Consider the following 26241-nt stretch of genomic DNA (forward strand, 5'->3'; position numbering starts at 1 on the left):
AACAATGCGGGTATGCGAAACGAGTTTGCCCTTCCCACTGAACTGCTTTCAGGACCGTTCACGCTTGCCGAGGCCCTAGCCCAAGGTGTGCCGCGCAGCCGCCTGCTTCGCGCCGACGTCGAACGCGTCAGCCGTAGCCTCTACCGTCCGATCGGCTGGGACTTCGATCTTGAGGCCGCCGCCCGTGCGCTGTCCGCCGCTACCCCAGGGGCCTGGATCTCCCATGTGACGGCAGCGCGCCTTCGCTGTTCCTGCCTTCCGCCGTGGCTTGCCGATTCCACGGAACTGCACCTCAGCAAGCCCCGATCGGTGCCTGGAGCGCGTCGGAAAGGCGTGATCGGCCATAGGGTGATCGCCGCCGATGACGAGGTCGAATCCGTTGATGGAATACGCATAAGCACGCGCCCACGCACGTGGCTGGACATGGCCCGGCTGCTGCCATTGAACGACCTCGTCTGTATGGGCGACGAGCTGATTCGCGTACCCCGCCAGGCGCTGGAAGGACGAGACATGCCGTTCGCGACCCTTGAAGAACTGCACGCCTTGGTGAAGCGGCATCCAAATTTGCAGGGCGTCGTGCGCGCCCGGCAGGCGCTCGAACTGATGCGCGTAGGCGCGGATTCGGCGCCAGAGTCTCTGCTTCGCTTGGCCATGCTGGACGCTGGAATTCCCGAACCCGAACTTCAACTCAAGTTGCGAAGTGACGATCCGTTCTCGCCGTCGGCCGATTTGGGGTTCCGTCAAAGGCGGGTCGCCATTCAGTACGACGGCGGCCATCACCTCGCGGAGGCGCAGACACTCAGTGATCGACGCCGGAACAAAGCCTTCGAAGCGGCCGGGTGGACAGTACTAGTGTTCCGCAGGGACGATTTGGCGGATCGTTTCGAGCTGGCAACCAAGAAGATCAAGAAGGCACTGCGATCGGCGTGGGTCGATCCCGCCGTCACATCCGGCTTTGCAAGCGCCGTGTAGTGAGCCGGCGTTAAACGACAGACGCCCGCTCACTTGTTGGTGAGCGAGCGTCCGCCCGAAACCCGACATATGTGAGCGGGCGTCCGCCCGAAACCCGACATATGTGAGCGGGCGTCCGGCCAGAACCCGGCATACGTGAGCGGGCGTCCGGCCAGAACCCGGCATACGTGAGCGGGCGTCCGCCCGAAACCCGGCATACGTGAGCGAGCGTCCGCCCGAAACCCGACATATGTGAGCGGGCGTCCGCCCGAAACCCCACACACGTGAGCGAGCGTCCGGCCGAAACCCGGCATACGTGAGCGGGCGTCCGGCCGAAACCCGGCACATGTGAGCGGGCGTCCGGCCGAAACCCGGCCATATGTGAGCGCGCGTCCGGGCAGCCGGGCAGGCAGGGGAGGAAGCGGGGTTAGCGCTCGACGTCGCCTCGGATGAAGGCCTCGACCTTTTCGCGGGCGAGGTCGTCGTTGAACTGCTCCGGCGGGGACTTCATGAAGTAGCTGGAAGCAGAGAGCAGCGGGCCGCCGATGCCACGGTCCAGGCCGATCTTGGCGGCTCGGATGGCGTCGATGATCACGCCTGCGGAGTTCGGGGAGTCCCAGACCTCAAGCTTGTACTCGAGCGACACCGGGGCATCGCCGAAGTTGCGGCCTTCGAGGCGAACGAACGCCCACTTGCGGTCATCGAGCCAGGCGACGTAGTCCGACGGGCCGATGTGGACGTCGTCGGCGTGCAGGACGGCCTCGACGTTGGAAGTCACGGCCTGGGTCTTGGAGATCTTCTTGGATTCCAGGCGGTCGCGCTCCAGCATGTTCTTGAAGTCCATATTGCCGCCGACGTTGAGCTGGTACGTGCGGTCCAGCGTGACGCCGCGGTCTTCGAAGAGCTTGGCCATGACGCGGTGGGTGATCGTGGCGCCGATCTGGCTCTTGATGTCATCGCCGACGATCGGCACACCGGCGGCGGTGAACTTGTCGGCCCATTCCTTGGTGCCCGCGATGAAGACGGGCAAGGCGTTGACGAAGGCAACCCCGGCGTCGATGGCGCACTGGGCGTAGAAGTGCGCGGCGTCCTCGGAACCAACGGGCAGGTAGCAGACCATGACGTCGGCCTTGGCTTCGCGCAGTGCGGCGACGATGTCCACTGCCTCTTCCGGAGCCTCGACGATGGTCTCGCGGTAGTACTTGCCCAGGCCGTCCAGGGTGTGGCCACGCTGTACGGTCACGCCAGTGGAAGGCACATCGGCGATCTTGATGGTGTTGTTCTCGCTTGCGCCGATGGCGTCAGCGAGGTCGAGTCCGACCTTCTTGCTGTCGACGTCGAAGGCAGCGACGAACTGGACGTCGTTGACGTGGTACTTGCCGAACTCAACATGCATCAGACCCGGAATCGTGGCCTGGGGGTCGGCATCGCGATAGTAGTGGACACCTTGGACCAGCGAAGCGGCGCAGTTACCTACGCCGACAATGGCGACACGAATCGGATGTGAAGACACGGAACTCCTTTGAGAACTAACCTCAGGTGCCTAGCGCGTCAGTACCTGAATGTACGACGGCGTCTTAAAGGCACAGCGCCATTCGGCGCTCTTAGCATTGTAGCCAACCCAAACGGGGCCGGCTTTGTTCCCAGCCGGCCCCGCAAGTGTGTTAAGTTTCCGAATCTACTTCTGCGCCCACAGATTGATGTCAGATTCGACGGCGAACTCGTCAATCGCTGTCAGTTCCTCCGACGTGAAGTCGAGGTTGTTGATCGCGGACACGGTGTCCTCGAGCTGTGCCACGCTGGACGCCCCGACAAGCGCCGAGGTCACAGGCGAACCCTTCGGCTGAACGCGCAGGATCCAGGCGATAGCCATCTGGGCGAGGGTCTGCCCGCGGCCTTCGGCAATGGCGTTCAAACCACGCACCCGGCTGAGCTTTTCCTCGGTCAGCGCTGATTCGGACAGGAACCGTTCCTTGGCGGCGCGTGAATCCGAGGGAATTCCGTTCAGGTACCGGTTGGTGAGCATCCCCTGTGCCAGCGGGGAGAAGGCGATGGATCCTGCGCCAACCTGGTCCAGCGTTTCGTAGAGGTTGGGCGAACCGTTCTCGGTCCAGCGGTTGAGCATGGAATAGCTGGGCTGGTGGATGAGCAGCGGCGTGCCCATTTCCTTGAGAATCCGGGCTGCCTCGAGGGTCTGCTCCGGGGTGTAGGAGGATATTCCGGCGTAGAGGGCCTTGCCGGAACGGACTGCGTGGTCCAGGGCGCCCATGGTTTCTTCCAGCGGGGTTTCGGGATCGGGACGGTGGCTGTAGAAGATGTCCACGTAGTCCAATCCCATGCGCTGAAGCGACTGGTCGAGGCTGGAGAGCAGGTACTTGCGGGAGCCCCATTCTCCGTAGGGGCCGGGCCACATGTAGTAACCGGCCTTGGTGGAAAGGACGAGTTCGTCGCGGTACGGCTTGAAGTCGTCCTTCAGGTGGCGGCCGAAGTTCGTTTCAGCCGATCCGTCCGGCGGGCCATAGTTGTTGGCAAGGTCGAAGTGGTTGACTCCCAGGTCAAAGGCCCGCCGCAGGATGGCGCGCTGCTCTTCGAAACGCTTGTCGTCGCCGAAGTTGTGCCATAGTCCCAACGAGATCGCGGGAAGTTTGAGGCCGCTGCGTCCGACGCGGCGGTAGGGCATGGTTTCATAGCGGTTTTCCGCAGCCGAATAAGTCATACCTACCATCCTGCCACCGCCTTCGAGCCTCGGAGGCCGATGTCCGTCATGTGGGCGCGGTCACTTGCCAGGTTCCAAATTCACCATCGCTGATTGCGGTGACGGGCTGCGCCGGGCCAGAACCTCCTTCAGCGATTCGATCCAGAGGGTGGTGAGGGGTAACGACGCCCAAGGGGCACTTACAGCCGCAAAGGGCCAAGGCACCGATAAGGACAGCACGTGCAGCGCGGGAGCCAGCCACATCGCCACGAATGCTGCCACCAACATCACACGGATAAGAGGAGACGGGCGCCGTTCCAAGAGAAAGAGCGCGACGGGGACGAGCAGGATAGCGTCGTAGATCATGAGATGCGGCGAGAAAACGACGGTGGTTGCCAGCGTGGCCACCCAGACGGCGTGGGTGTCCACAGTGGTAGTACTGGCTGCACGGATTCTTTGGAGGAGAAAAACAAAACCGATGGCGATGAATGCCCACCCCACGTATGTGGCGAGCCAGGCACTCCATCCCGGCGGCAGAATGGCGATGATGAACGCCGGAAGGCTCACCATCTTCCAGGCTTGGCCTTGCTGGACCTGTTCGGTATAGACCGAACTAGTGATTGCGGCCACCCAATGTTGGACTCCGTCGATTCCAACAAGTAGTACCGATACCCCAGACAGTCCCGCCACAACCGCCACGAAGGCAGCGAGTGCCCTGTATTTTCGAGTGAAAAGCAGGATGAATGGGACGAGAACTACCTGCTGGGGTTTCAAGGACCCAAGACCAATAGCCGCCCCCGCGAGGCCTTGACGGCGCGTTGCCATGAGGCGCAGCCCGACGAGCCAAACGGCGAGTACGAACGCAGAATCCTGCCCGCCACCCACTAATTCAAGGACCGGCGCGGAAGCGAATATTGCCAGGAACACATATTTGCGCCGTCGTCGCATGAGGTTCGGGGCGAGGAAGCCAAGGCTATGAACACACCAGATCAACATCGAAGCGCTCAAGACTACCCAGCATGCCGCGCTCACGTTGTAGTTCAAAACTGAAAGGGGTGCGTACAGGGCCGCGACGAGTGGAGGAGAAACAAACCATGCCAAATAGGCGGTGGGACCCAAGGCTGTAACCTGATGCCCCAACTGGATTGCGGGGTCGTACAGCCCTTCACGCTCACCGGATAGAAGGAGTCCGCCTCCCGTCCAATGTGCGAGATAGTCAGGAAGAAATGCCCCCTGCGCTCCGGGATCGATGACGCGCTGCGCGGACGAAACGACCGTCATGAGCGCACCCAGGACTATGAAAATCATCGGATAGTTCCGCAGGCGCTCCGGAGTAATCAGCCTGTCGAGCGCTTGAACCAAATTTCGGAAGAAACGTTTGCAAGATCGCGGAATTCGACGAAATCCCCCGTTTTGTTTTGGACCGCGCAGCAGCATGTTGCGGAGCCTACCTCAAACACATTTACCGGGCCATCCCCCTGGAGTCTGTGGCGGGGTGCCGCGGAGCCGGAGCTCACCGTCCGGGCCCCCCACCGCCTTACTTAAGGCGCACGACGGCGGCGCTCTCCCCAGGGAGGGTCAGCTCGCCGTTCCCGACGGCGGCCGTGGAGTCCGTAGCGAGCAGGACTTCGCCATCCATCGCCTTCGTCAACGACCGGTCCCCGAAGTTGCAGGCAACCCTCGCGGCGCCCCTGCTAAGAACCAGCCACTTGTCCTCTTCGCTGAAGTCAACGTGGGTGTCAGTGAATCCGCCGCCTGCGAGCTCCGGAGTCGAGCGCCTGAGGGTCGCCAGCGCCCGGTAAAGTTCCAGCAGCCGGGCGTGATCGCCGTCGTGCGCTTCCTCCCATTTGAGCTTGGAACGTTCAAACGTCAGCGGGTCTTGGGGGTTGGGCACTAATGCGGGATCCCAGCCCATCCGTTCGAACTCCTTGAGCCGGCCCTCTGCCGTCGCCTCTGCGAGCCATTCCTCGGGGTGCGATGTGAAGAACTGCCAAGGCGTGGACGCACCGAACTCTTCGCCCATAAAGAGCATCGGAGTGAACGGCGACGTCATGGTCAGTACGGCGGCCAACGCCAGCCTGCCGTATGACAAGCTCGAACTCAGGCGGTCTCCAGCGGCGCGGTTGCCGATTTGATCGTGGTTTTGGTTGCAGACCACCAGCGCGGCAGGATGGACCAGGCCCGGCCGGATGGGGCGGCCATGATGCCTGCCGCGAAAGCTTGAGTAGCTCCCGTCATGGAAGAAACCGTGTTCAAGGACCTTTGCCAGTGCGCCTAGGGAATCGAAATCCGCGTAGTAGCCAGCTGTCTCCCCGGTGAGGTTCACATGCACGGCGTGGTGGAAGTCGTCGCTCCACTGCCCTTCCAGACCGTAGCCGTTGGTGTCCCTGCGGTAGATGAGGCGCGGATTGTTCAGGTCCGATTCCGCAATCAAGGTCTTGGGGACGCCTGTTTCCGCTTCGATCCCATCCGCGAGGCTGGCGAGGTCTTCCAGGATATGGACGGCCCGCTCATCGCGCAGGGCGTGTACGGCGTCCAGGCGCAGCCCGTCCACGTGGAACTCGCTCAACCACATAGCGGCGTTGTCCAGGATGTATTGACGGACTTCGTCGGAGCCGGGGCCGTCCAGATTCACCGAGTCGCCCCACGTGTTCCCTTCGCCGGATTTCAGGTAGGGGCCGAATTTCGGCAGGTAGTTCCCGCTGGGCCCCAGATGGTTGTAGACCACATCCTGGATCACAGCTAGTCCGGCAGCATGCGCGGCATCCACGAATCGCTGATACGCCTCCGGACCCCCGTAGGCCTCGTGGACGGCAAACCACAGCACGCCGTCGTAGCCCCAGTTGTGGGGGCCGTTGAAGGCATTGACCGGAAGGAGCTCAACGAAGTCGATTCCCAGTTCGACGAGGTAGTCGAGTTTTTCCGCGGCCGCATCGAGCGTGCCTTCCGGGGTGAAGGTCCCGAGGTGAAGCTCATAAATGACGGCGCCGCCGAGCCCGCGTCCCGCCCAATCCGAGTCTTTCCAGGCATAGGACGTGGCGTCGAAGGTGCGGGAAAGGGCATGGACCCCGTCCGGCTGGCGCTGCGACCTCGGATCGGGAAAGGGCCCCTCCCCGTTCACCAAATAGCCGTAGTCAGTCCCGGCCCGCCGGGGTACGTCTGCCGTCCACCAGCCCGCGGCGCCGTCGTCGTGCAACCGCATTTCGTGGTGCTGACCCTCCGCAAGCAAAGTAACAGATTCTGCAAACGGGGCCCACACGTCGAACTGTTTCCCCGCGCTGGTCTTCTCGGCCATCGCTTCCCCTCAATTGTCTCGTTCGGGCTTCGTTTGCCCGCCGTTGTTGGTGCTCTGGCTAGCCAATGGGCACAAGCAGGGCCACCGGATATCTCTGCAGAAGCCTCGCGACGTGAACTTCGCCCGCAGGATAACTGTTGCCTGTCAGTTCATCCTGGACTGCGCTCCCAAGACGGATGAATGTGTCCTGCCACCCGCCGTTCCGCTGAAGCTTCCGCGGGAGCCTGGTTGCCAAGGTGATGGCGCCGCCACCGGCGGCAAGGGCACCACGGTCGAAGGCGATGAGATGTTCGGCCGCGGGACCCTCCGCATTGACAGCACTGTAGCCATCGAAAAGCTCCGGCCTGTCTCGGCGCAACCGCAAGGCCCGGGAAGTCAGCAGCAGTTTGGCCAGCTCGTCCCTCGCTTCAGTCTGGACACCGGCGTCGAGGGCTGCGAGAGCGGCCCTCCGCCGTTCGAAGTCGACCGGGCGCCGGTTGTCCGGGTCGGTGAGTGACCGATCCCAGAACTCGGTGCCTTGGTAGACGTCCGGTACGCCCGGCATGGTCAGTTGGACTATCTTTGCCGACAATGAGTTGGACGTCCCATACGGGTCCACGAGGGCAACGAACTCTTCCAGGGCGGTCGTCACCTCCGGCACGTCGAAGACGGCGTCGACGGCGGAAGCCAGCTTCGCTTCGAAGCCCTCGTTCGGCTCTGTCCAGTTGGTGGAGTTGCCGGCTTCGCGTGCAGCCTTGACGACATAGCCCTTGAGGCGTTCCCGGCTGGCCGGCCAGGCACCCGCGATGGCTTGCCATACGAGGACGGCGAGCGGCCCGTCGGGAATCGGAGCCAGTTCCTGCATACGATCCACGAATGCTTCCCATTCGTCGACCGCCTCGGAGATAGCGGAGATCCTGGCCCGGGTGTCTTCGCTGCGTTTGGTGTCGTGGGTGGTCAGTGTGGTCATGGACAGCGGCAGCAGTGCCTGGCGACGTACCATCCGCTCGTGGAATCTGGCCCCGGACAAGGCGAATTCCGTGGGATCCGCTCCAACCTCGGTCAGCGTCCCAAGGCGCGTGTAACGGAAGAACGCAGTGTCTTCCACGCCCTTGGCCATGACCATGCCGGAGGTCTGCTGGAAGCGGCGGCCCAGTTCGCTCCCGGCGTCGAGCAGCAGCGGAAGCAGGGCCTTGAGGGTCTGTTCCAACTCCGGCCTGGTGCGGGCAGCGCGTTCAACGGCCTCAACCAAGGTGTCTTTTCCGTACGGGAGATAGCTCCGGTAGACATGAAACGAGGCAATGGTCTCGGCCAGGGCGTCTGCCACGTCCGGACGGCGCATCTTCGGAGAGTCCGGGACGAGCCGCGCGAGCCGCAGGATTTCCGAATGCAGGATGCCGTCCGTGATACGCCGCTTGGTGCCGTGGATCACGGCCTGGTAATCGACGGGCGAGCCCGTGCCCCGCAGCCTGGCGTCCAACGCATCAAGCCGCACCTCGGCGTCGGGATCCACGAAAAGGCGGTCGACGTCGGCGAGGGCGTCGTAGCCTGTGGTCCCCTCACAGTTGAAGTTCTCCGGAAGCTCCTCCCCTGGCTCGAGGATCTTCTCGACGAGCAGATAGGATCCGGCCGTGGTTTCCTTGAGGCGCTCCAGGTACCCGGCAGGGTCCGCGAGGCCGTCCGGGTGATCGATCCTCAACCCGTCAACAAGCCCGTCACGGAACCATCGGGCGATCTCCGCGTGGGCTTCATCGTAGACCCATGGGATTTCGACGCGGATCCCGGCCAGGGTGTTGACCGCGAAGAAGCGCCGGTAATTCAGTTCGTCGTCAGCCCGGCGCCAGCCGACCAGCTCGTAGTGCTGGCGCGCATGGACGTCCCCGGCATCGTCACCCGCGGCATAGCTGCCTTCGGCCAGCGGGAAGCGGTGGTCGAAGTAGCGCAATTCGCCGTCGACCACTTCCAGCTTGTCGAGGTCGTCGTCGCTTCCGAGGACCGGGAGCCGGAGTTTTCCGCCGCCGAAGTCCCAGTCGACGTCGAACGCTTCCGCATAGCGGGAGGCCTTTCCCTCTCTGAGGAGGGACCACCACCAAGCATTTTGCGGGGGCGACGCAACGCCCATGTGGTTCGGGACGATATCCACCAGGACCCCGAGCCCGGCTTCCCGTGCTGCCTTGGAGAGCGCGGCGAGCCCTTCTGCGCCGCCGCGCGAAGCATCTACGGTTGAGGGGTCGGTGACGTCGTAACCGTGGTCCGAGCCTTCCTCCGCCGTCAGGATGGGTGACAGATACACCCAATCCACCCCGAGCTCACGCAGATAGCCCGTGAGGGCCGCCGCGTCCTGGAGCGTGAACGACGGCCTGATCTGGAGCCTGTACGTGGAGACGGGCGTCTTCATGATCCCCCGTTCTTGTGGGCGCGTGGCTTTCTGGGCTTCTTCGGCGCAGCGGCAGGCTTGGTTTCGGGGTCAGCCTTTGGCTCCGGAGCATGGTGCTTCTTCGGTTCAGGGGCTGCTTCCGGTACAACCTGGAGCTTCCGGGTTGACGGTGACGGTGTGGCTGGCGCAGTCAAGGAGGCCGTTTCGGTGGTGGCTGTTTGCGACAACGCGGCGAGGGACGCGGCCACGGAATGGTCCGGGTCCGTGTCCGGGACGCTATGCGCCCTCAAGACCACGAGTGATTTGGCCCCGACACCCAGGACTGCTTCTGCCTGAACGGGTTCCGTGTCGGCTCCGCCGCCGGCGGTGTCGATAATGATGTCCCAAGCAGGTGCGTATTCATCCGAGGGCACCTTGAAGCCGACTTCGTCGTCGTGGGCGTTGAAGTAGAGCAGGAAGTTGACGTCCGTGATGCGCCGTCCCTGGTTGTCCCGGCCGCGGATCCCGTCGCCGTTGAGGAACACGCCCACGGAGCGGCCGAAGCCGCTGTCCCAGTCCGACGGCGTCATGGTGGTTCCGTCGACGTCGAGCCATACGATGTCCGGAAGCCTCTCGCCTTCGCCCCGCAGCACCGGGCGTCCGTCGAAGAAGCGGCTGCGGCGGAAGGTGGGGTGCTTGGCGCGCAAAGCGCTGACCGCGGCTGTGAACTCCACGAGCGGCTGGTCCACGCTGTCCCAGTTGATCCAGGTCAGCTCGGAGTCCTGGCAGTAGCCGTTGTTGTTGCCCCGCTGCGTCCGGCCCAGCTCGTCACCGTGCAGCAGCATCGGGACACCCTGGGACAGGAGCATGGAGGCGATGAAGTTCCGCTGCTGGCGGGCACGAAGGCCCAGGACCTTGGGATCCTCCGTGGGTCCTTCGACGCCGCAGTTCCAGGAACGGTTGTGGGATTCGCCGTCGTTGTTGCCCTCGCCGTTCGCTTCGTTGTGCTTCTCGTTGTAGGACACCAGATCGGCCAGGGTGAAGCCGTCGTGGGCCGTGACGAAGTTGATGGAAGCCACCGGGCGGCGCCCCGAGTGCTCGTAAAGATCCGCCGACCCGGTCAACCGGGACGCGAACTCGCCCAGGGTGGACGGCTCGCCACGCCAGAAATCGCGCACCGTGTCCCGGTACTTGCCATTCCATTCCGTCCACTGCGGCGGGAAATTGCCCACCTGGTAGCCGCCCGGGCCGACGTCCCACGGCTCGGCGATCAGCTTGACCTGCGAAACCACCGGATCCTGCTGGATGAGCTCGAAGAAAGTCGACAGCTTGTCCACGTCATAGAACTCACGGGCCAGCGTGGACGCGAGGTCGAAGCGGAAACCATCCACATGCATTTCGGTGACCCAGTAACGCAGGGAATCCATGAGCAACTGCAAGGAATGCGGGCTGCGCACGTTCAGCGAGTTGCCCGTGCCCGTGTAGTCCATGTAGTGCTTCTCGTCGCCCTCCATCAGCCGGTAGTACGCGGAGTTGTCGATGCCCTTGAAGGACAGCGTCGGGCCAAGGTGGTTGCCTTCGGCGGTGTGGTTGTACACGACATCGAGAATGACCTCGATCCCGGCCCGGTGGAGGGACCGGACCATGGCCTTGAAGTCTTGCACCTGCTGGCCTGTATCGCCCTTGGAGCTGTAGCTGTTGTGCGGGGCAAAGAACCCGATCGTGTTGTAGCCCCAGTAGTTGTTCAGCCCCTTGTCCTGCAGGATGCCGTCGTTCGTGAACTGGTGGACGGGCATGAGTTCGATGGCCGTGACGCCGAGCTTCTGCAGGTGGGAAATGACCGACGGGTGGGCGACGCCGGCGTAGGTGCCGCGCTGCTCCTCCGGGACCTCGGGGTGGAGCTGGGTCAGGCCCTTGACGTGCGCCTCGTAAATCACGGAACGGTGGTACGGGATCCGCGGGAGGTGGTCCCCGTCCCAATCGAAGAACGGGTTGATGACCACGCCCATCATCATGTGCGGCGCGGAATCCTTGTCGTTGCGGGAGTCCGGATCCCCCATGTTGTACGAGAAAAGCGCCGGATCCCAGTCGATCTGCCGGTGGATGGCCTTGGCGTAAGGGTCCAGGAGGAGCTTGTTGGGATTGAAGCGCTGCCCGTTGGCAGGGTCATACGGACCATGCACGCGGTACCCGTACTTCTGGCCGGGCTGGACGTGCGGCAGGTAGCAATGCCATACGTAGCCGTCCACCTCGCTGACAGTGTAGGAAATCTCTTCTCCGTCGTCGTCGAAGAGACACAATTCCACCTTTTCCGCCTTCTCGCTGAACAGCGCGAAGTTGGTTCCCGTGCCATCGAAAGTAGCCCCCAACGGGTATGCGGATCCTGGCCAAACGTCCACGTGTTCTCCTTCATGTGCCGGATAACTTTCTGCCAGCCTAGCGAGACTAAGCGACTTTCACGGAACATCCGGGATCATCCGGCGCGATGTTCCCCGAGAAATCGGAACACATCGGGGACGGCCCGGGCAATATCGGAAGCGGTCACCGGCCCGCCCGCCGAGGCTGCGCTGCCTGCCATTCCGTGGATGCCCGCGCCGACGGCGGCTACCGCAGCCCAGCGCTCATCAGGGGCGATTCCCAACGCTGCGAAAGGTCCGTCGTCGTCCAGCCCGGATTCCGCGTACGCCGCAGCCAACGCGCCGACGATCCCGCCAAGGACGTCCCCGCTGCCTGCCGTTGACATCCACGGGCATCCATCCGACTGGCTGAAGACCGCCCCGGAAGGCGAGGCAACCACCGTTGTGGCACCTTTGAGCAAGACGACGGCACCGGTGTGCTCGGCCGCAAGCCGGGCGAAATGCACGGTCCGCGATTCCACGTCGTCCCGCGTGACGCGCACTTCGCCTCGGCCGAGAAGAGCCGCTAGCTCCCCGGCGTGCGGGGTGAGAATCCAGTTCGGCGGGCAGCGTTCCGGCAGGAGTTCCAGGGCTCCGGCGTCGACGACGGCGGGCTGGCCGGCGCTGGCTGCCGCGGCCAATACGTCGCGGGCTCGCTGGAGTTGTTCGGCTCCGTCCAGGCCAGGACCGAGCAGCCAGGCCTGGACCCGGCCGGGCCCCGCCGGCTCCCAGATGGCTTCGGGGGTTCGTGCCAGGACCTGCCGCGCCACGACTTCCGGGCCGAGATACCGCACCATTCCCGCACCGGCCGCGGAGGCGGCCTCGACACAGAGAGCCGCGGCCCCGGTGTAGCGCTCGGAACCTGCCACGATGCCCAGGACTCCTCTGGTGTACTTCTGGGCCCGACGCCCCGGCTCCGGAAGCACGGCGGCCAGGTCAGGTGCGGAGAAGCGGCGCAGGGCAGGTGCCGGAAGATGCTCCTCGACGCCGATGGGCACCAGGATCACCCGGCCGGCGCGGCCCTCGCCCGGGTCGGCCATCAGCCCGGCTTTGATTCCTCCGAATGCCACGGTCAGGCGCGCCGCCAATACAGGCCAGTGGACCTCGCCTGTGTCGGCGTCCAGTCCGCTGGGAGTATCGCAGGCCACCACCAGACTGGGCCTCAGCTCCTCCAGTGCGGCAATTAATTCCGCGGCCGGACCTCCGAGGCCGCCACGGGCGCCGGTGCCCAAGATGGCGTCGAGGATTGCGTCGTCGCCGGCGATCAGCACGGCCAGTTCTTCGGCGTTGTCCTGGTCCAAGACGTGGATGCGTCCGCCCGCGTCACGGAAGGCCGCGAGGGCCTCAGGATGGGCGGAACCGGCGGTGAGCACCGCCGTCGTGCGCATGCCGCGCCTCGCGAGCATTGCCGCGGCGAAAAGACCGTCCCCGCCGTTGTTGCCCTTGCCCGCCAGCACGGTGACGCTCGAGCCGTAAAGGCGGCGGCCTTCCGAACGCAGTTCACGCACGACGGCGTTTGCCAGTCCGTGCGCTGCGCGTTGCATGAGAACAGCGCCTTCGCCGGCATCAAGAAGCGGTTGTTCCGCTGCCCTGATCTGTGTTCCGGTGAAGGCGCTGATCATCGTTGCTTGTGCTGCTAGGCTTCGGCGATGACCATGGCTGTGGCGATTCCGCCGTCGTGGCTCATGGACACGTGCCAGCGCTTCACGCCCATGGACTCGGCAACTGCCAGCACGGTGCCCTTGACCTTGATGGTGGGGCCGTTCTGGTCGAGGCCGATCCAGCAGTCCTGCCAGTTCATGCCGGCCGGAGCCCCCAGGACCTTGGCTACGGCTTCCTTGGCCGCGAAGCGTGCGGCCAAGGACCGCGTGTTGAGTTCGCGTTCCGCGGGAACGAACAAACGGTCCCGGAGGCCCGGGGTCCGCTCGAGTTGGCGCCCGAAGCGCTCTATGTCTACGACGTCTACGCCTATGCCAACAATCATGCGGCTATTCTACGGTCACACTCTTGGCGAGGTTGCGCGGCTGGTCCACGTCGTATCCCTTGGCCTTGGCCAGCTCTGCAGCAAAAATCTGCAGCGGAACAGTGGTGAGAAGCGGCATCAGCAGGGTAGGCGTCTGAGGGACGTAGAAAACGTGCTCGGCGTACGCACGCACGGCTTCGTCGCCTTCTTCGGCGATCACCAGGGTACGCGCACCGCGGGCGCGGATTTCCTGGATGTTGCTGACGACCTTCGCATGGAGGGAATCGCGGCCCCGAGGCGAGGGAACCACCACAAAGACGGGCTGCCCTTCGTCGATCAAGGCAATCGGACCGTGCTTGAGCTCACCGGCTGCGAACCCTTCAGCATGGATGTACGCGATTTCCTTGAGCTTCAACGCGCCCTCGAGCGCTACCGGGAAGCCCACGTGGCGGCCTAGGAAGAGCACCGACTTCTCGTCCTTCATGCTGCGGGCGAGCTCGCGCAGGGGACCTGCGTTGTCGAGGATCTTCTGGATGTGGGCGGGAATCTTTCCAAGGTCCGCCAAGACGTCCTTGATCTGGCCGGAGAAGATGTTTCCCCGGAGCTGGGCGAGGTAGAGACCGAGCAGGTACGCGGCCGTGATCTGGGCCAGGAACGCCTTGGTGGAAGCGACGGCGATCTCCGGACCGGCGTGGGTGTAGAGAACAGCATCTGATTCGCGCGGGATGGTGGATCCGTTGGTGTTGCAGATCGAGATCGTCTTGGCGCCCTGTTCGCGGGCGTAACGGACGGCCATCAGGGTGTCCATGGTCTCGCCGGACTGGCTGATGGACACCACCAGGGTGTTGGCGTCCACGATCGGGTCGCGGTAGCGGAATTCGTGCGCGAGCTCCACCTCGGTGGGGATGCGGCACCAGTTTTCGATCGCGTACTTGGCGACCATCCCGGCGTATGCGGCCGTGCCACAGGCGAGGACGATGATTTTGTTGACCTGCTTCAGCAGCTCAGGGTCGATCCGAAGCTCGCTCAAGGTCAGCTGGCCGTTAATGTCGGAGCGGCCGAGGAGGGTCTGGGTGACTGCGTCCGGCTGGTCGTGGATTTCCTTCTCCATGAAGGAGCTGAAGCCACCCTTTTCCGCCGAAGCGGGGTCCCAGTCAACGTGGTATTCCTTGCCCTGGGCGGGTGCCCCGAAGAAGTCGGTGATCTCCACGGTCTCGGCGGTGATGGTGACGATCTGGTCCTGGCCCAGCTCGACGGCGCGGCGCGTGTGATCGATGAAACCGGACACGTCGGAGCCGAGGAAGTTCTCGCCCTCCCCCAGTCCAACAACAAGGGGGGAGTTGCGACGGGCGGCGACGACGACGTCCGGCCGCTCGGCGTGCACGGCGAGGAGCGTGAACGCGCCTTCGAGCCGCTGGCAGGCGAGCTGCATCGCTTTGGTGAGCTTGCCGTTGGAGGAGTCCCCGTTGAGCTGGTTCCGGAAAATATCGCCCAGGAGTGCTGCCGCTACCTCGGTGTCCGTCTCTGACTCGAAAGTGACACCCTTGGCGATGAGCTCCAGCTTGAGCTCGGCGAAGTTTTCGATGATTCCGTTGTGGATCATCGCCAAGCGTCCGCCATCCGCCAGATGCGGGTGGGCGTTCTGGTCGGTGGGTCCACCATGTGTGGCCCAGCGGGTGTGGCCGATGCCGGTCAACGAGTCCGGGAGCGGATTCACCTCGAGCTCGTTCAGCAGATTGCTTAGTTTTCCGGACTTCTTCCGGGCTGTGATGGTTCCATCAGCCACCACTGCAACTCCGGCTGAATCATAGCCCCGGTATTCAAGCCTCCGGAGTCCTTCAAGCACGACGTCGAGGGCCGAGTGCCCGGCATCTGCCCGGCGGGATGAATTGCCAACGTAACCTACGATTCCACACATGCCTACAAGAGTAGCGGGTGCCCCGTGAAATGGACGTAGGATATCCGGGCCCGCACGTAGGCCAGACCGCGGAATATGCCGGATAGCGCACCTTTTCCGGAGAGCATGCTCACACAAAATCTTCCCGCCGTTCATGCTGTATTTCCGGATCAGCCAACGGAGGGGCAGAATCTCTATAGTGACTTTGCAACGCAATGAAGCGAACGGCGACAGCTCCTCTCCGTTCGTGGAGCTGGACAGGCAGACGTGGTCCCGGCTGGGTGCACAGATGGAGCAGCCGCTTAACGAAGAGGACATCATCCGGCTTCGCGGGCTCGGCGATCCCCTGGACATGAAGGAAATCCGCGAGGTCTACCTTCCGCTCTCCCGCTTGTTGCACCTTTACGTCCAGGCATCACAACAGCTTCATGCAGCCACAACCACTTTCCTTGGCGAGCAGACCCAGCGCACGCCCTTCGTGATCGGCGTCGCAGGTTCGGTGGCGGTCGGTAAGTCCACTATTGCCCGCGTGCTGCGCGAGATGCTTCGGCGTTGGCCTGGCACCCCGAACGTCGAACTCATCACCACCGACGGCTTCCTGTACCCGCTCGCTGAGTTGAAGCGCCGGCATTTGCTTGAACGCAAGGGCTTTCCGGAGTCCTACGACCGCCGGGCCTTGCTTCGATTCGTGAGTGCGATCAAGGGGGGTGCCGAAGAGGTCCGCGCTCCTTGGTATTCGCACGTCACCTACGACATCGTCCCGGACAAGGAAGTGGTGGTCCGACGGCCTGATGTCCTCATTGTCGAGGGCCTCAATGTGTTGGCGCCCGCCCGTCCCCGGCAGGACGGCCGGCAAGGCTTGGCCCTGAGCGACTTCTTTGATTTCTCCATTTACGTTGACGCCAAGACCTCGTACATCGAAGACTGGTACGTGGACCGTTTCCGCAAGCTTCGAACCACGGCGTTCGCCCAGCCCGAATCCTACTTCCACCGTTACGCCACGCTCTCGGACGCCGAGGCGGAAGCCACTGCACGCGGCATTTGGAAGCGCATCAACGAACCCAACCTTGAGGAAAACGTGCTACCTACCCGTGGCCGTGCGCAGCTTGTCCTCACGAAGGACGCCGACCATTCCATCCGCCGCATGCTGCTCCGAAAGGTCTAGCACGGATGTGCTACAACTGCGGCCCGAGCCGAAGGTCCTTCACGACGCTGCTTGCCGCAGGGGTGGGAATGGCGGCCCTGGCAGCCTGCAGCCCGGACACCCGGGTCGCTTCGCCCGCATCCGCACCGTCCTCTTCGGGCCCCCAGACCGCAACGCCGACGCCGACGCCGACGACCCCTGTTCCCGCCACAGCGGCGAGTGAGCCGCCGTCGAGCGCACCGCCGTCGAAGGCTCCGCCGTCGGGTGTGCTGTCCCAGCAGTTTTCCCTGAGCGACCCGGCGAGCCAGTGGGTCATCGTCAACAAGCGCCGGCCGCTGACCCCCTTGCAGTTTGTCCCTGCCGACTTGGCCCAGCCACGCGTGCAGCTGGCAGTCAGCGGAGAGGCGTCCCTGCTCAACAGCACCACCGCCGGAGCAGCCGAAGAGCTCTTCGCGGCAGCCGCCTCGGCCGGCGTCACCATGACTTTGGCGTCCGGTTACCGTTCTTTCCAGACCCAAACGGCCACGTACAACGGCTACGTGAGCACCCGCGGCCAGGCCTCGGCGGACACAGCTTCCGCCCGTCCCGGCTTCTCGGAACACCAGACGGGTTGGGCGTTCGACATCGGAGACGGCGGCGGGGCGTGCAGCTTCGAGCCCTGCTTCGCTGACCAGCCGGCCGCCGTTTGGGCCAAGGCAAATGCGTACAAGTACGGCTTCGTTGTCAGATACCCGTGGATGCTCAATGAAATCACCGGGTATTACTACGAACCGTGGCATTTGCGATTCATCGGGGTTGAGGCTGCGACGGATATGGCCAAGCGGGGCATCGGCACCCTCGAGGAGTACTTTGGACTCGACGCGGCGCCAGGCTACCCATAGAGGTTGATTAACCGGGGAACTTCCCGACACTCCTGGGAATTGAACGGCTGCTCACTTCGAATTCACAAGCATGCACTAGCTTGGTGCCATGTTGAGTGGATTTAAGAATTTCATTCTGAAGGGCAACGTCGTAGACCTTGCCGTAGCCGTCGTCATGGGCGCCGCCTTCGGTGCAGTGGTTGATGCACTCGTCAAGAACGTCCTCATGCCGCTGATCGCTGCCTTGGTTGGATCCCCCAACTTCGACAGTTTCGCGAAGGTAACCATCAACGGAAATGACCTGCAGTTCGGGGTTTTGCTGACCGCGATCGTCAACTTCGTCCTGGTAGCCGCCGCAATCTATTTCGTCGTGGTAGCACCGATGAACCACCTCATTGAGCGCCGCAACGCCAAGTTGGGCATCTCGGAAGATGAGCCGGCGGCCGATCCCACGGTCACGCTCCTCACCGAGATCCGCGACAACCTGGTCCAAAGGTAAGCCGCTGAAATAACTGTGGCCCGCCTCCACACGGAGACGGGCCACAGTTGTTTGGTGCTTTCGGGCCTAGAGAGCCACTTCGCGTGGAATAGCGAGGCGGTCTTCGACGACGCCGGCCAGTTCAGTGCATATGCGGGTGGCGGTTTCCATGTCCGCGGCCTCCACCATCACGCGCACCAGCGCTTCCGTGCCCGACGGCCGCAGGAGCACCCTGCCGGTGTCACCAAGTTCGAGTTCGGCGGCAGCCACCGCAGCGGCCACGCCTTCGTCCGTGGCGGCACGTGACTTGTCCACGCCCTTCACGTTGATCATGAGCTGCGGCAGCTTGGTCATGGCACGGGCGAGGTCTTGGAGGGTGCGGCCTGTCCCGGCCACCTGGGCGGCGATCTGCAGACCGGTCAGGACGCCGTCGCCAGTGGTGGCGTAATCGGAGAAGATCACGTGGCCCGACTGTTCTCCCCCAAGGCTGAAGCCGCCTTCGCGCATTGCCTCCAGCACGTACCGGTCCCCCACCGCGGTCTCACGGAGGGTGATTCCCGCGTCGCGCAAGGCGATCTTGAGCCCGAGGTTGCTCATCACCGTGGCTACCAGGACGTCATCCTTCAGCTTTCCGGACGCTTTCAGCGCAAGGGCCAGGATCGCCATGATCTGGTCGCCGTCAACCTCGTTGCCTTCGTGGTCCACGGCCAAGCAGCGGTCGGCGTCGCCGTCGTGCGCTATGCCGAAGTCCGCACCGTGCTTGACGACCGCTTCCTTGAGCTGGCCAAGGTGGGTGGAACCGACGCCGTCGTTGATGTTCAGACCGTCGGGTTCCGCGCCGATCACCACCACTTCGGCGCCCGCGCTGGCGAAGACCTGCGGGGAACAGCCGCTGGCTGCACCGTGGGCGCAGTCCAGCACAACCTTGAGACCCTCGAGGCGGTGCGGCAGGGTGCCGAGCAGGTGGACGATGTATCGGTCCTCGGCGTCCGAGAAACGCTGGATGCGGCCAACCTCGCCCCCCACTGGGCGTGAGGGTTCCTTGCCGAGCTGGGCCTCGATCGCGTCTTCCACCTCGTCCGGGAGCTTCTGGCCGCCGCGGGCAAAGAACTTGATTCCGTTGTCCGGCGCCGGGTTGTGCGAGGCCGAGATCATGACGCCGAAATCGGCATCGAGATCGGCGATGAGGTAGGCCGCGGCGGGAGTGGGCAGCACACCGGCGTCGTACACGTCGATTCCGGAACTCGAAAGTCCGGCTTCCACGGCTGCGGCGATAAACTCCCCGCTGGCGCGCGGATCCCGGGCGACCACGGCGCGGGGCCGCGTTCCGTTGGCCGCACGCTCGTGGCCAAGGACCACCGCGGCAGCTTGGGCCAACTGAAGAGCAAGCTCCGCGGTGAGCAATCCATTGGCGAGACCACGCACGCCATCTGTTCCAAATAATCTAGCCATCGCGTTCCAGTCTAGACGACGGTTGCGGGGGTCGAGGGAAGGCGGCCCGCCGACCCTGCCTCTACCTCTTCAGCGGCGCGAGCGCAAGAGTGGAACTACTTGACTTGCGTCTTATGCTCCACTCTAGTAATGCCCCTTAACAAGTATCTACGATTACCGCATGACACCTAGCTCTGGGGGCTTGGCGCTCGAAATAATTGTCCCCGTTTTCAACGAGTCCGCCATACTCGAAAGAAGCATTTGCCTGCTTTCTAACGACGAGTGCCGGGAATTGTTGGCTGGCTCCACCATCAAGCAGTTGGCAGTTTGAGCAACAAATCCAGCAAGATTCCCGGACGGGCAGCCCCTGGCGCCGTCCTCGGAGGCCGCTTTCAAGCCATTCTTAAGTGGTTTCGTGGGGATCCCTCGAACGCCGCGTGGGTGCGCCTGGCGCTTCTGGGTCTCCTGGTCTTTACCTCGGTCCTCTACATGTGGGGACTTGATAGCAATGGCTGGGCCAACGCTTACTACTCAGCTGCCGCCATGGCCGGGTCGGAAGATTGGACGGCCTTCTTCTACGGGTCCTCGGACCCAGGTAATGCAATAGCCGTTGACAAGCCACCGATGGCTTTGTGGATCATGTCCCTGTCCGTGCGCATTTTCGGACTCAACTCATGGAGCCTCCTCCTCCCACAGGCACTGATGGGAGTACTCAGCGTCTATTTACTTTATCGAATGGTGCAGAAGAGGATCGACCCTGTAACTGGCCTGCTTGCGGGACTTTTTTTCGCAGTTACCCCCGTTGCCACCGTGATGTTTCGATACAACAATCCGGATGCCCTGCTGACTCTGCTCATGATCGGGGCCGCTTACACCGCCCTCGAGGCAATCGACAGTGGTAAATTGCGGTGGTTGCTCGCGGCAGGAGCCCTGATCGGCGCAGGGTTCCTAGCCAAACAACTTCAGATCCTGCTCATCGTGCCGGCCCTGGGAGTAACTTACTTCGCTTTTTCCCGTGCCCCAATCATCAGGAGGTTCGTGCATTTATGTGGGGCTTTCCTGGTTGCAGCCTTTACAGGCGGCTGGTGGTTTGTTCTCGTTCAGCTAACAAATCCGTCGTCGCGGCCCTTTATTGGCGGTACAAGGAAGAACAGCGTTATAGAGCTCACGGTGGGGTATAACGGTCTGGATCGTTTGACCGGCGAGGCCGCTGTTCGATCCATGACCCCAGGAAATTCAGACGATCTCCAAGCCGGGTTCCAGCGATTTCTTCAACCACAATTTTCCGGCCAATTCGGCTGGTTCCTGCCACTTGCCCTCGCCGGAATCTGTATCATTTCTTGGTTTTTGTGGAAGCGCACTGGCGGGGCACCGAAACGCTATCTCCTGCTCTTGTGTGCCATCTGGTTTGTAACTTCGGCCACGGTCCTTGCCTTCATGTCTGGGATCGTCCACCCCTACTACTCAATGGTCGCCGTGCCATCGTTGAGCTGTCTGGCCGCCTTTGGGTTCATTCACCTCCTGCGGTTCAGAAGACACTGGAAACCGCGGTTTGGCCTCGGATTAGCCCTCCTGGGTTGCATGATATTTGCCTATGTCTCCGCTGTACGTTCCACCAGCGATTTCCCTTGGTTTCCGCAGACGCTTCTTATCCTGGGATCCGTGTCCATCGCAGTCCTGCTCATCCCCGCCACGGGACTTCGTACGCAATGGATCTCCATTGCCGTGCCCCTGTTCACGCTGTTGGCGGGCCCAGCGCTCTGGTCGATAAATACCGCCCTGAGCCCTCACGTCGGCGCTGAGGTAATAGCTGGTCCGAGCATCCTGCATATCCGCACAGACAGTCCGGACAGGCAACAGTTACCACCAAACCTAGCGCCGACACTCTTGATTCTTTCCTATGGCGACATCCCCGTGCCCGGCGTCGTCGATCGGCTGCGAGAGGAGCCCCCCAATGTCATTTGGCCGGCAGCCATGGTTGGTTCTGAATCCGCGGCGAACTACCAGCTTGCGAGCGGAAGGGCGGTGATGCCGGTGGGGGGCTTCGATGCAACCGACCCATTTCCAACGCTTGAAACGTTCCAGGAACTGGTTCATGCTGGCCGCATCGGGTCCATGGTTATCCAGAAACTGCCGCAAACCACATTAGATGGCCATGGTGAAGCCGCCCGAATAGTCGACTGGGTGAGCACTCATTTCAAGGCAGAAATGATCGATGGGGCGCATTACTACAGACTCCGCCCTTAGTCACCTTCTGTTTCACCTGCGCTTAAAACGACAGCAGCCCGTCCCGCCGAATGGCGGGACGGGCTGCTGAGCAAGCATTTTCAGCGCTTGTGGAGCCGAGCGCGTAAAACGCGCTGAGGGCCCCGGACGGTGGTCGCGCCAGCGGCCACCGTCCGGGAAAGCGCGGTTAGCGCTTGGAGTACTGCTGAGCCTTGCGTGCCTTCTTGAGACCAGCCTTCTTACGCTCGATGACGCGTGCGTCACGACGCAGGAAGCCGGCCTTCTTCAGGGTGGCGCGGTTGTTCTCGGTGTCGATCTCGTTCAGTGAACGGGCGATGCCGAGACGCAGTGCACCGGCCTGGCCGGAAATGCCACCACCGTGGATGCGGGCGAAGACGTCGTAGGCGCCGTCAAGATCAAGGATCTTGAAGGGCTCGTTGACGTCCTGCTGGTGCAGCTTGTTCGGGAAGTAGTTGGCCAGTTCGCGGCCGTTGATGATCCACTTGCCGGTGCCGGGCACGATGCGAACGCGTGCAACAGCTTCCTTACGACGGCCAACTGCGGCGCCGGCAACGGTCAGTGCCGGGCGCTCCTTCTTCGGCGCTTCTGCTTCCGCAGGACCGCTCTCCGAGGTGTAGCTGGTCAGGTTTTCCTCAGCCACAACGGCCTCGGTGGTCAGTTCTTCGTTCTGAGCCACGATTCTCCTTGATTAAAAGTTGTTTGGTGGCCAGGACTACTGGGCGACCTGGGTGATTTCGAAAGTCTTGGGCTGCTGGGCGGCGTGCGGGTGCTCTGCACCGCGGTAGACCTTCAGCTTGCCCAGCTGCTGTGCAGCGAGGGAGTTCTTCGGGAGCATGCCCTTGATGGCCTTCTCCACGGCGCGGACCGGGTTGGATTCCAGCAGCTCCGCGTAGTTGACGGAGGTCAGGCCGCCCGGGTAGCCGGAGTGGCGGTATGCGCGCTTCTGCTCCAGCTTGGCGCCGGTCAGGGCGACCTTTTCAGCGTTGATGATGATGACGAAGTCGCCCATGTCCATGTGGGACGCAAAGGTCGGCTTGTGCTTTCCGCGCAGCAGTGTTGCGGTCTGGCTGGCAAGACGACCAAGGACAACGTCGGTGGCATCGATGACGTGCCACTGGCGGTTGATATCGCCGGGCTTCGGGGTGTACGTACGCACGGTTTTGCCTCGTTCTTGTTCTGGCGTTCATGTTTTAGGCGGCACGCTTGAAGCGTGTGCCTACTAGGTATGCGTTACCGGAGCAGAGGTGAGGGCTCTATGTACCAGTTATCCCGAAGTCCCGATATGCCTGTCGAGTTAACGATCCTGCAACTGGATCCCCAAGCGGGCATGTGTCATCGAGAAAGGACACGCACAACGACTATCAACAATAGCGGCAACGAGCTCCAGGGTCAAAATAGGCTGGAAACCATCGTGAACGACTGAGACCATTCCTGAGCTCCTAGGAGATGCCATGACAGCAACTGCCGCCCAGCCCTTGCTTGTGGCCGCCTTCGGGCTCCTGGGGCTCCTCACAAGCCCTCTCGCGGAGCTTCTGATAGCCCGTTCCCTGCCGCGGCTTGGCGGACTCCCCTCCCCCATTATCCGGATCACGACGGCGGTGGCCACCGCCGCGCTGTTTGCCCTCCTGACGCTCCGGTTCGGATTCGCACCGGCTCTCCCCGCCTACCTGGTTTTAGCAGCGATGGCAGTGCAGCTGTCACGCGTGGACTTGGCACACCATTTGCTTCCAAACCCGCTGATCCTGCTGCTGCTTGCGGCCGGCCTTGTCTTGTTGTTCATGTCCGCCATGTTGGCGCCGGACTGGTCTGCCCTGCTTCGCGCGGCTGCTGGAGGCGTCATTTTGTTCCTCGGATACTTAATTCTTGGATTAATTTCTCCTGGAGGCCTCGGAATGGGCGATGTGAAGCTCGCAGCGCCACTCGGAATGTACTTGGGCTACTTGGGCTGGAGCCAAGTGTTCTACGGGGGACTGCTGGGCTTCGTGGTTGGCGGGGTGATGACGGTGCTGATGTTGCGCGTCAAGCGCGGAATCAAGCCATCTGAGGCGGCACACGGGCCCGCTATGTTCGCCGCGGCCATTGGAGTGGTACTTCTTATCGCTTGAGCCTGCGGCACGCCTCCCCCGGTTTCCCTCATCCCACAGGGGTCCCATACGTGTCAGTAACCGGGTGGTACTTAGCCAGAAAAACCGAGTACCAGCGCAGGCCCTTTCGAGTAGTTGACGCCTCCGGTACCACGAAAGACGAGTACCACTACGCATTGTTTGTTAACCCTCCCAGGGGCAATTCTTGTCCTAACGAAATCCGATCCGCTAAACGGGATATGCGAGCGGCAGGAATTCGTAGACAAAATCACTTATCTGGGAAAGGTTTTTCCAATGTCAACTCTCATGATCCACACCCTCGCATTCATCGCCGGCGTAAAAGACCGGTTCTCCTCCGAAAAGGGCGCGACTGCCGTTGAATACGGCTTGCTGGTTGCACTGATTGCCGCGGTCATCGTCGGCGTCGTTGCAACCCTCGGCACACAAATCAACACCGCCTTCACCACAATCTCCGGCAGGCTGTAAAAATCCGATGAAGACCCTGATAACGGGAGCGCTGTCCCTTAGATGGTGGGCACAGCAGTTGGTCAGGTCCGAAAAGGGTGCGACGGCCGTCGAGTACGGCTTGCTTGTGGCACTAATCGCGGCCGTCATCGTTGGCGTCGTTGCAACCCTCGGCACGCAGATCAACACGGCCTTCACCACAATCTCTAGCCAGCTCTAACAACTAGAGACACAGCAATGAGCCCAGGGGCGGCCAGGACAGTTCGGGCGTCTGCTCCGACTGGCAATGACCGCCCCTGGGCTCTTCATTTTGGTAATCACTTTCGTCAAGGAGCGGTTGTGAAAGGTCTCAAGTCCCACGTTGGCGCTTTCTCATCGCGGCTGAGGAAAATTCTCGGGGCCGCAGATGGCTCCGAAACCGGGGCGAGCGCCGTCGAATACAGCCTTCTGGTCGTGTTCATCGCCACCGCCATAGTCGTAATCGTTGGCACCCTCGGCCTTCAACTCGTACCAGGATTTCAACAAGTTGTGGCGGGCCTGTGATGAGGACCCGGCACAACACCAAAGCCAATCGTCGTTCTCCGCGGGAATCGGGTGCCGTCGCAGTCGAATTCGCCCTCGTTCTTCCTATATTCCTTGTACTCGTGTTGGGGATTGCCGAGTTTAGTAGGGCTTTCAACATTCAAGTTTCCCTCAGCGAAGCAGGACGTGAAGCCTCACGCTACGCGGCCATTCACTGTTCCGAGTCAACCTACAGCGTTGCGGCCGCGCAAAGCGCGGGGATTGCTGCAGCGCCTTCCGTTGCTCTGGGGGCGTCAAACATCTCCATCACCTATTCCGGTACTGGTACTTGCGATCCGGCAAACAACGCAATAGCCACGGTGAGCTACACCACTCCGTGGATGACCGGTTTTCCTGCTCTCATTCCAGGGATGCCCTCCTCTCTCTCAATAGGCGGAAAAGGGGTCATGCGATGCGGCGGATAAGAATTGACAATCCGGAGCGCGGCGTCATCGCTCCGATGACGGCATTCCTCATGGTCTTCTTGCTCGGCATGGCGGCATTCGCCGTTGATGTCGGGTCCATGTACTCGGAGCACTCGCAGCTCCAAAATGGCGCAGACGCGGCAGCCCTCGCCATCGCCCAAAGGTGCGCAAAACTGCCTGCCGGCACCACGTGCGCCGCCGACCAATCGACAGATGCCGCACCGTTTGCCAACGGCAACACCTTGGACTCTAACGGACAAGCGATCGTGGCCACCGTCACAGGCGGCACCGTCGATGTGACCACCCAGGCCCAGGACCCGTCTGCGGGCAATCACTTCTCGCTGGTATTTGCCCACGCACTGGGCATCCAAACCGCGGATATCCGTGCGACCGCTCAAGCGAAATGGATCTACCCCACCAAAGGCCGCACAGTCCTGCCGCTCGTCTTTTCAACCTGCGAGTTCGTCGACGATGGCCTTTCACACACGATTCTGACGCAAGGAGGAGGACACGGCGCCCAGGATTGCAACGGCAGAAACCCGTCAAATCAGATCATCCCAGGCGGGTTCGCATGGCTGGCTCCTGACGCCGGCGGCGGATGCAATGTCACAGCCAACGTAGGCAGTTGGAGTCAAACAAGCACCGGCGGTTCCATACCGAACGGGTGTGGCAGCCTCTTTGATTCATCCCTCATAGGCCAGACGGTCGCGCTTCCTGTGTACGGGTATACGTGTGCGGGAATCACTGCCACTGGTTCCCCGAACTGGGGAAACTGCACAGGAAACAACGTCTACTACAAAATCACGAAATGGGCCGGATTCAAGGTCCTCGGCTTCAACTTCCCCGGCTCCAGCGCTGGAGATATCAGTCACTTTGGACCCAGCGAGAAAGGCCTCTACGGCACTTTCGTCGGATATGCGGCGGACCCGACCCTCTTCAGCGGCGGTTCAAGCACACCCACCGGAAACGTCATTGTTATCGGACTTACAAAGTAAGAATTAGAAGGGAGATTGA

The 26241-nt window shown here is 62.4% G+C and carries 24 protein-coding genes; 11 read left to right on the forward strand and 13 right to left on the reverse strand.

What is annotated here, in order from left to right; all coding sequences use genetic code 11:
- The first annotated feature begins 12 nt into the window (after positions 1–12).
- Positions 13–972: a DUF559 domain-containing protein gene (locus tag LFT47_RS15845; RefSeq protein WP_236812204.1), complete on the forward strand. Its 960-nt coding sequence runs from the start codon at positions 13–15 to the stop codon at positions 970–972.
- Positions 973–1378: 406 nt separating this feature from the next.
- Here the strand turns inward: LFT47_RS15845 and LFT47_RS15850 are convergent, their stop codons facing one another.
- From LFT47_RS15850 to glmS, 9 genes are all read right to left on the reverse strand, one after another.
- A complete protein-coding gene (locus LFT47_RS15850) occupies positions 1379–2464 on the reverse strand; it encodes an inositol-3-phosphate synthase (RefSeq protein ID WP_078108128.1) in 1086 nt (361 codons plus the stop codon).
- A 165-nt stretch (positions 2465–2629) separates the two neighbouring features.
- A complete protein-coding gene (gene mgrA / locus LFT47_RS15855) occupies positions 2630–3667 on the reverse strand; it encodes an L-glyceraldehyde 3-phosphate reductase (protein WP_236812206.1) in 1038 nt (345 codons plus the stop codon).
- A gap of 60 nt (positions 3668–3727) precedes the next feature.
- Positions 3728–5083 carry a glycosyltransferase family 87 protein gene (locus LFT47_RS15860; protein ID WP_236812208.1) on the reverse strand — a complete coding sequence of 452 codons (1356 nt, stop codon included), beginning with the start codon at positions 5081–5083 and terminating at the stop codon, positions 3728–3730.
- Positions 5084–5183: 100 nt separating this feature from the next.
- Positions 5184–6941: a malto-oligosyltrehalose trehalohydrolase gene (gene treZ / locus LFT47_RS15865; protein ID WP_236812210.1), complete on the reverse strand. Its 1758-nt coding sequence runs from the start codon at positions 6939–6941 to the stop codon at positions 5184–5186.
- Between the two features lie 58 nt (positions 6942–6999).
- Positions 7000–9318 (reverse strand): malto-oligosyltrehalose synthase, encoded by a 2319-nt coding sequence (gene treY, locus LFT47_RS15870; protein ID WP_236812212.1) that lies wholly within the window; start codon positions 9316–9318, stop codon positions 7000–7002.
- Complete coding sequence (gene glgX, locus LFT47_RS15875; protein ID WP_236812214.1) at positions 9315–11675, reverse strand: glycogen debranching protein GlgX; 2361 nt, start codon at positions 11673–11675, stop codon at positions 9315–9317. Before glgX ends, treY begins: the two co-directional genes overlap by 4 nt.
- 74 nt (positions 11676–11749) lie before the next feature.
- Positions 11750–13294 (reverse strand): NAD(P)H-hydrate epimerase, encoded by a 1545-nt coding sequence (locus tag LFT47_RS15880; RefSeq protein ID WP_236812216.1) that lies wholly within the window; start codon positions 13292–13294, stop codon positions 11750–11752.
- 14 nt (positions 13295–13308) lie between these two features.
- A complete protein-coding gene (locus LFT47_RS15885; protein ID WP_236812218.1) occupies positions 13309–13656 on the reverse strand; it encodes a holo-ACP synthase in 348 nt (115 codons plus the stop codon).
- Positions 13657–13660: 4 nt separating this feature from the next.
- Entirely contained in the window at positions 13661–15553 is a 1893-nt protein-coding gene (gene glmS, locus LFT47_RS15890) for a glutamine--fructose-6-phosphate transaminase (isomerizing) (protein ID WP_236812220.1), read from the reverse strand.
- 133 nt (positions 15554–15686) lie between these two features.
- On the opposite strand from glmS, the gene coaA reads away from it, so the two are divergent.
- Positions 15687–16697 (forward strand): type I pantothenate kinase, encoded by a 1011-nt coding sequence (coaA, locus tag LFT47_RS15895; protein ID WP_236812222.1) that lies wholly within the window; start codon positions 15687–15689, stop codon positions 16695–16697.
- Positions 16698–16707: 10 nt separating this feature from the next.
- On the opposite strand, the gene LFT47_RS21545 is transcribed toward coaA, so the two are convergent.
- Positions 16708–16992 carry a hypothetical protein gene (locus LFT47_RS21545; protein ID WP_442863411.1) on the reverse strand — a complete coding sequence of 95 codons (285 nt, stop codon included), beginning with the start codon at positions 16990–16992 and terminating at the stop codon, positions 16708–16710.
- Between the two features lie 49 nt (positions 16993–17041).
- Here LFT47_RS21545 and LFT47_RS21550 point away from each other — a divergent pair, with 49 nt between their 5' ends.
- On the forward strand, positions 17042–17557 hold the full coding sequence (locus tag LFT47_RS21550) for a M15 family metallopeptidase (RefSeq protein ID WP_442863412.1): 516 nt from the start codon (positions 17042–17044) through the stop codon (positions 17555–17557).
- A gap of 88 nt (positions 17558–17645) precedes the next feature.
- Positions 17646–18035 (forward strand): large conductance mechanosensitive channel protein MscL, encoded by a 390-nt coding sequence (gene mscL / locus LFT47_RS15905; RefSeq protein ID WP_236812225.1) that lies wholly within the window; start codon positions 17646–17648, stop codon positions 18033–18035.
- Positions 18036–18101: 66 nt separating this feature from the next.
- Here mscL and glmM read toward each other — a convergent pair whose 3' ends face one another.
- Complete coding sequence (glmM, locus tag LFT47_RS15910; RefSeq protein WP_236812228.1) at positions 18102–19466, reverse strand: phosphoglucosamine mutase; 1365 nt, start codon at positions 19464–19466, stop codon at positions 18102–18104.
- A 306-nt stretch (positions 19467–19772) separates the two neighbouring features.
- Here glmM and LFT47_RS15915 point away from each other — a divergent pair, with 306 nt between their 5' ends.
- Positions 19773–21692: a glycosyltransferase family 39 protein gene (locus LFT47_RS15915; RefSeq protein WP_236812230.1), complete on the forward strand. Its 1920-nt coding sequence runs from the start codon at positions 19773–19775 to the stop codon at positions 21690–21692.
- 166 nt (positions 21693–21858) lie between these two features.
- Here LFT47_RS15915 and rpsI read toward each other — a convergent pair whose 3' ends face one another.
- Positions 21859–22368 carry a 30S ribosomal protein S9 gene (gene rpsI, locus LFT47_RS15920; RefSeq protein WP_234749102.1) on the reverse strand — a complete coding sequence of 170 codons (510 nt, stop codon included), beginning with the start codon at positions 22366–22368 and terminating at the stop codon, positions 21859–21861.
- Positions 22369–22404: 36 nt separating this feature from the next.
- Positions 22405–22848, reverse strand: a complete 444-nt coding sequence (gene rplM, locus LFT47_RS15925) for a 50S ribosomal protein L13 (RefSeq protein ID WP_024817563.1) — start codon at positions 22846–22848, stop codon at positions 22405–22407.
- A gap of 295 nt (positions 22849–23143) precedes the next feature.
- On the opposite strand from rplM, the gene LFT47_RS15930 reads away from it, so the two are divergent.
- The 6 genes from LFT47_RS15930 (at position 23144) to LFT47_RS15955 (ending at position 26222) form a co-directional block, all read left to right on the forward strand.
- Complete coding sequence (locus LFT47_RS15930; RefSeq protein ID WP_236812232.1) at positions 23144–23797, forward strand: prepilin peptidase; 654 nt, start codon at positions 23144–23146, stop codon at positions 23795–23797.
- A 273-nt stretch (positions 23798–24070) separates the two neighbouring features.
- A complete protein-coding gene (locus LFT47_RS15935) occupies positions 24071–24262 on the forward strand; it encodes a Flp family type IVb pilin (protein ID WP_236812234.1) in 192 nt (63 codons plus the stop codon).
- Positions 24263–24269: 7 nt separating this feature from the next.
- Complete coding sequence (locus LFT47_RS15940; RefSeq protein ID WP_236812236.1) at positions 24270–24461, forward strand: Flp family type IVb pilin; 192 nt, start codon at positions 24270–24272, stop codon at positions 24459–24461.
- A gap of 119 nt (positions 24462–24580) precedes the next feature.
- Positions 24581–24784: a Flp family type IVb pilin gene (locus tag LFT47_RS15945; protein ID WP_236812238.1), complete on the forward strand. Its 204-nt coding sequence runs from the start codon at positions 24581–24583 to the stop codon at positions 24782–24784.
- Positions 24784–25227 carry a TadE/TadG family type IV pilus assembly protein gene (locus tag LFT47_RS15950; RefSeq protein ID WP_236812240.1) on the forward strand — a complete coding sequence of 148 codons (444 nt, stop codon included), beginning with the start codon at positions 24784–24786 and terminating at the stop codon, positions 25225–25227. Before LFT47_RS15945 ends, LFT47_RS15950 begins: the two co-directional genes overlap by 1 nt.
- Positions 25215–26222 (forward strand): pilus assembly protein TadG-related protein, encoded by a 1008-nt coding sequence (locus LFT47_RS15955; protein ID WP_236812242.1) that lies wholly within the window; start codon positions 25215–25217, stop codon positions 26220–26222. The genes LFT47_RS15950 and LFT47_RS15955 overlap by 13 nt, the downstream gene beginning before the upstream one ends.
- Positions 26223–26241 lie beyond the last annotated feature (19 nt).

This window comes from Arthrobacter sp. FW306-2-2C-D06B (assembly GCF_021789175.1).
Classification (GTDB): domain Bacteria; phylum Actinomycetota; class Actinomycetes; order Actinomycetales; family Micrococcaceae; genus Arthrobacter.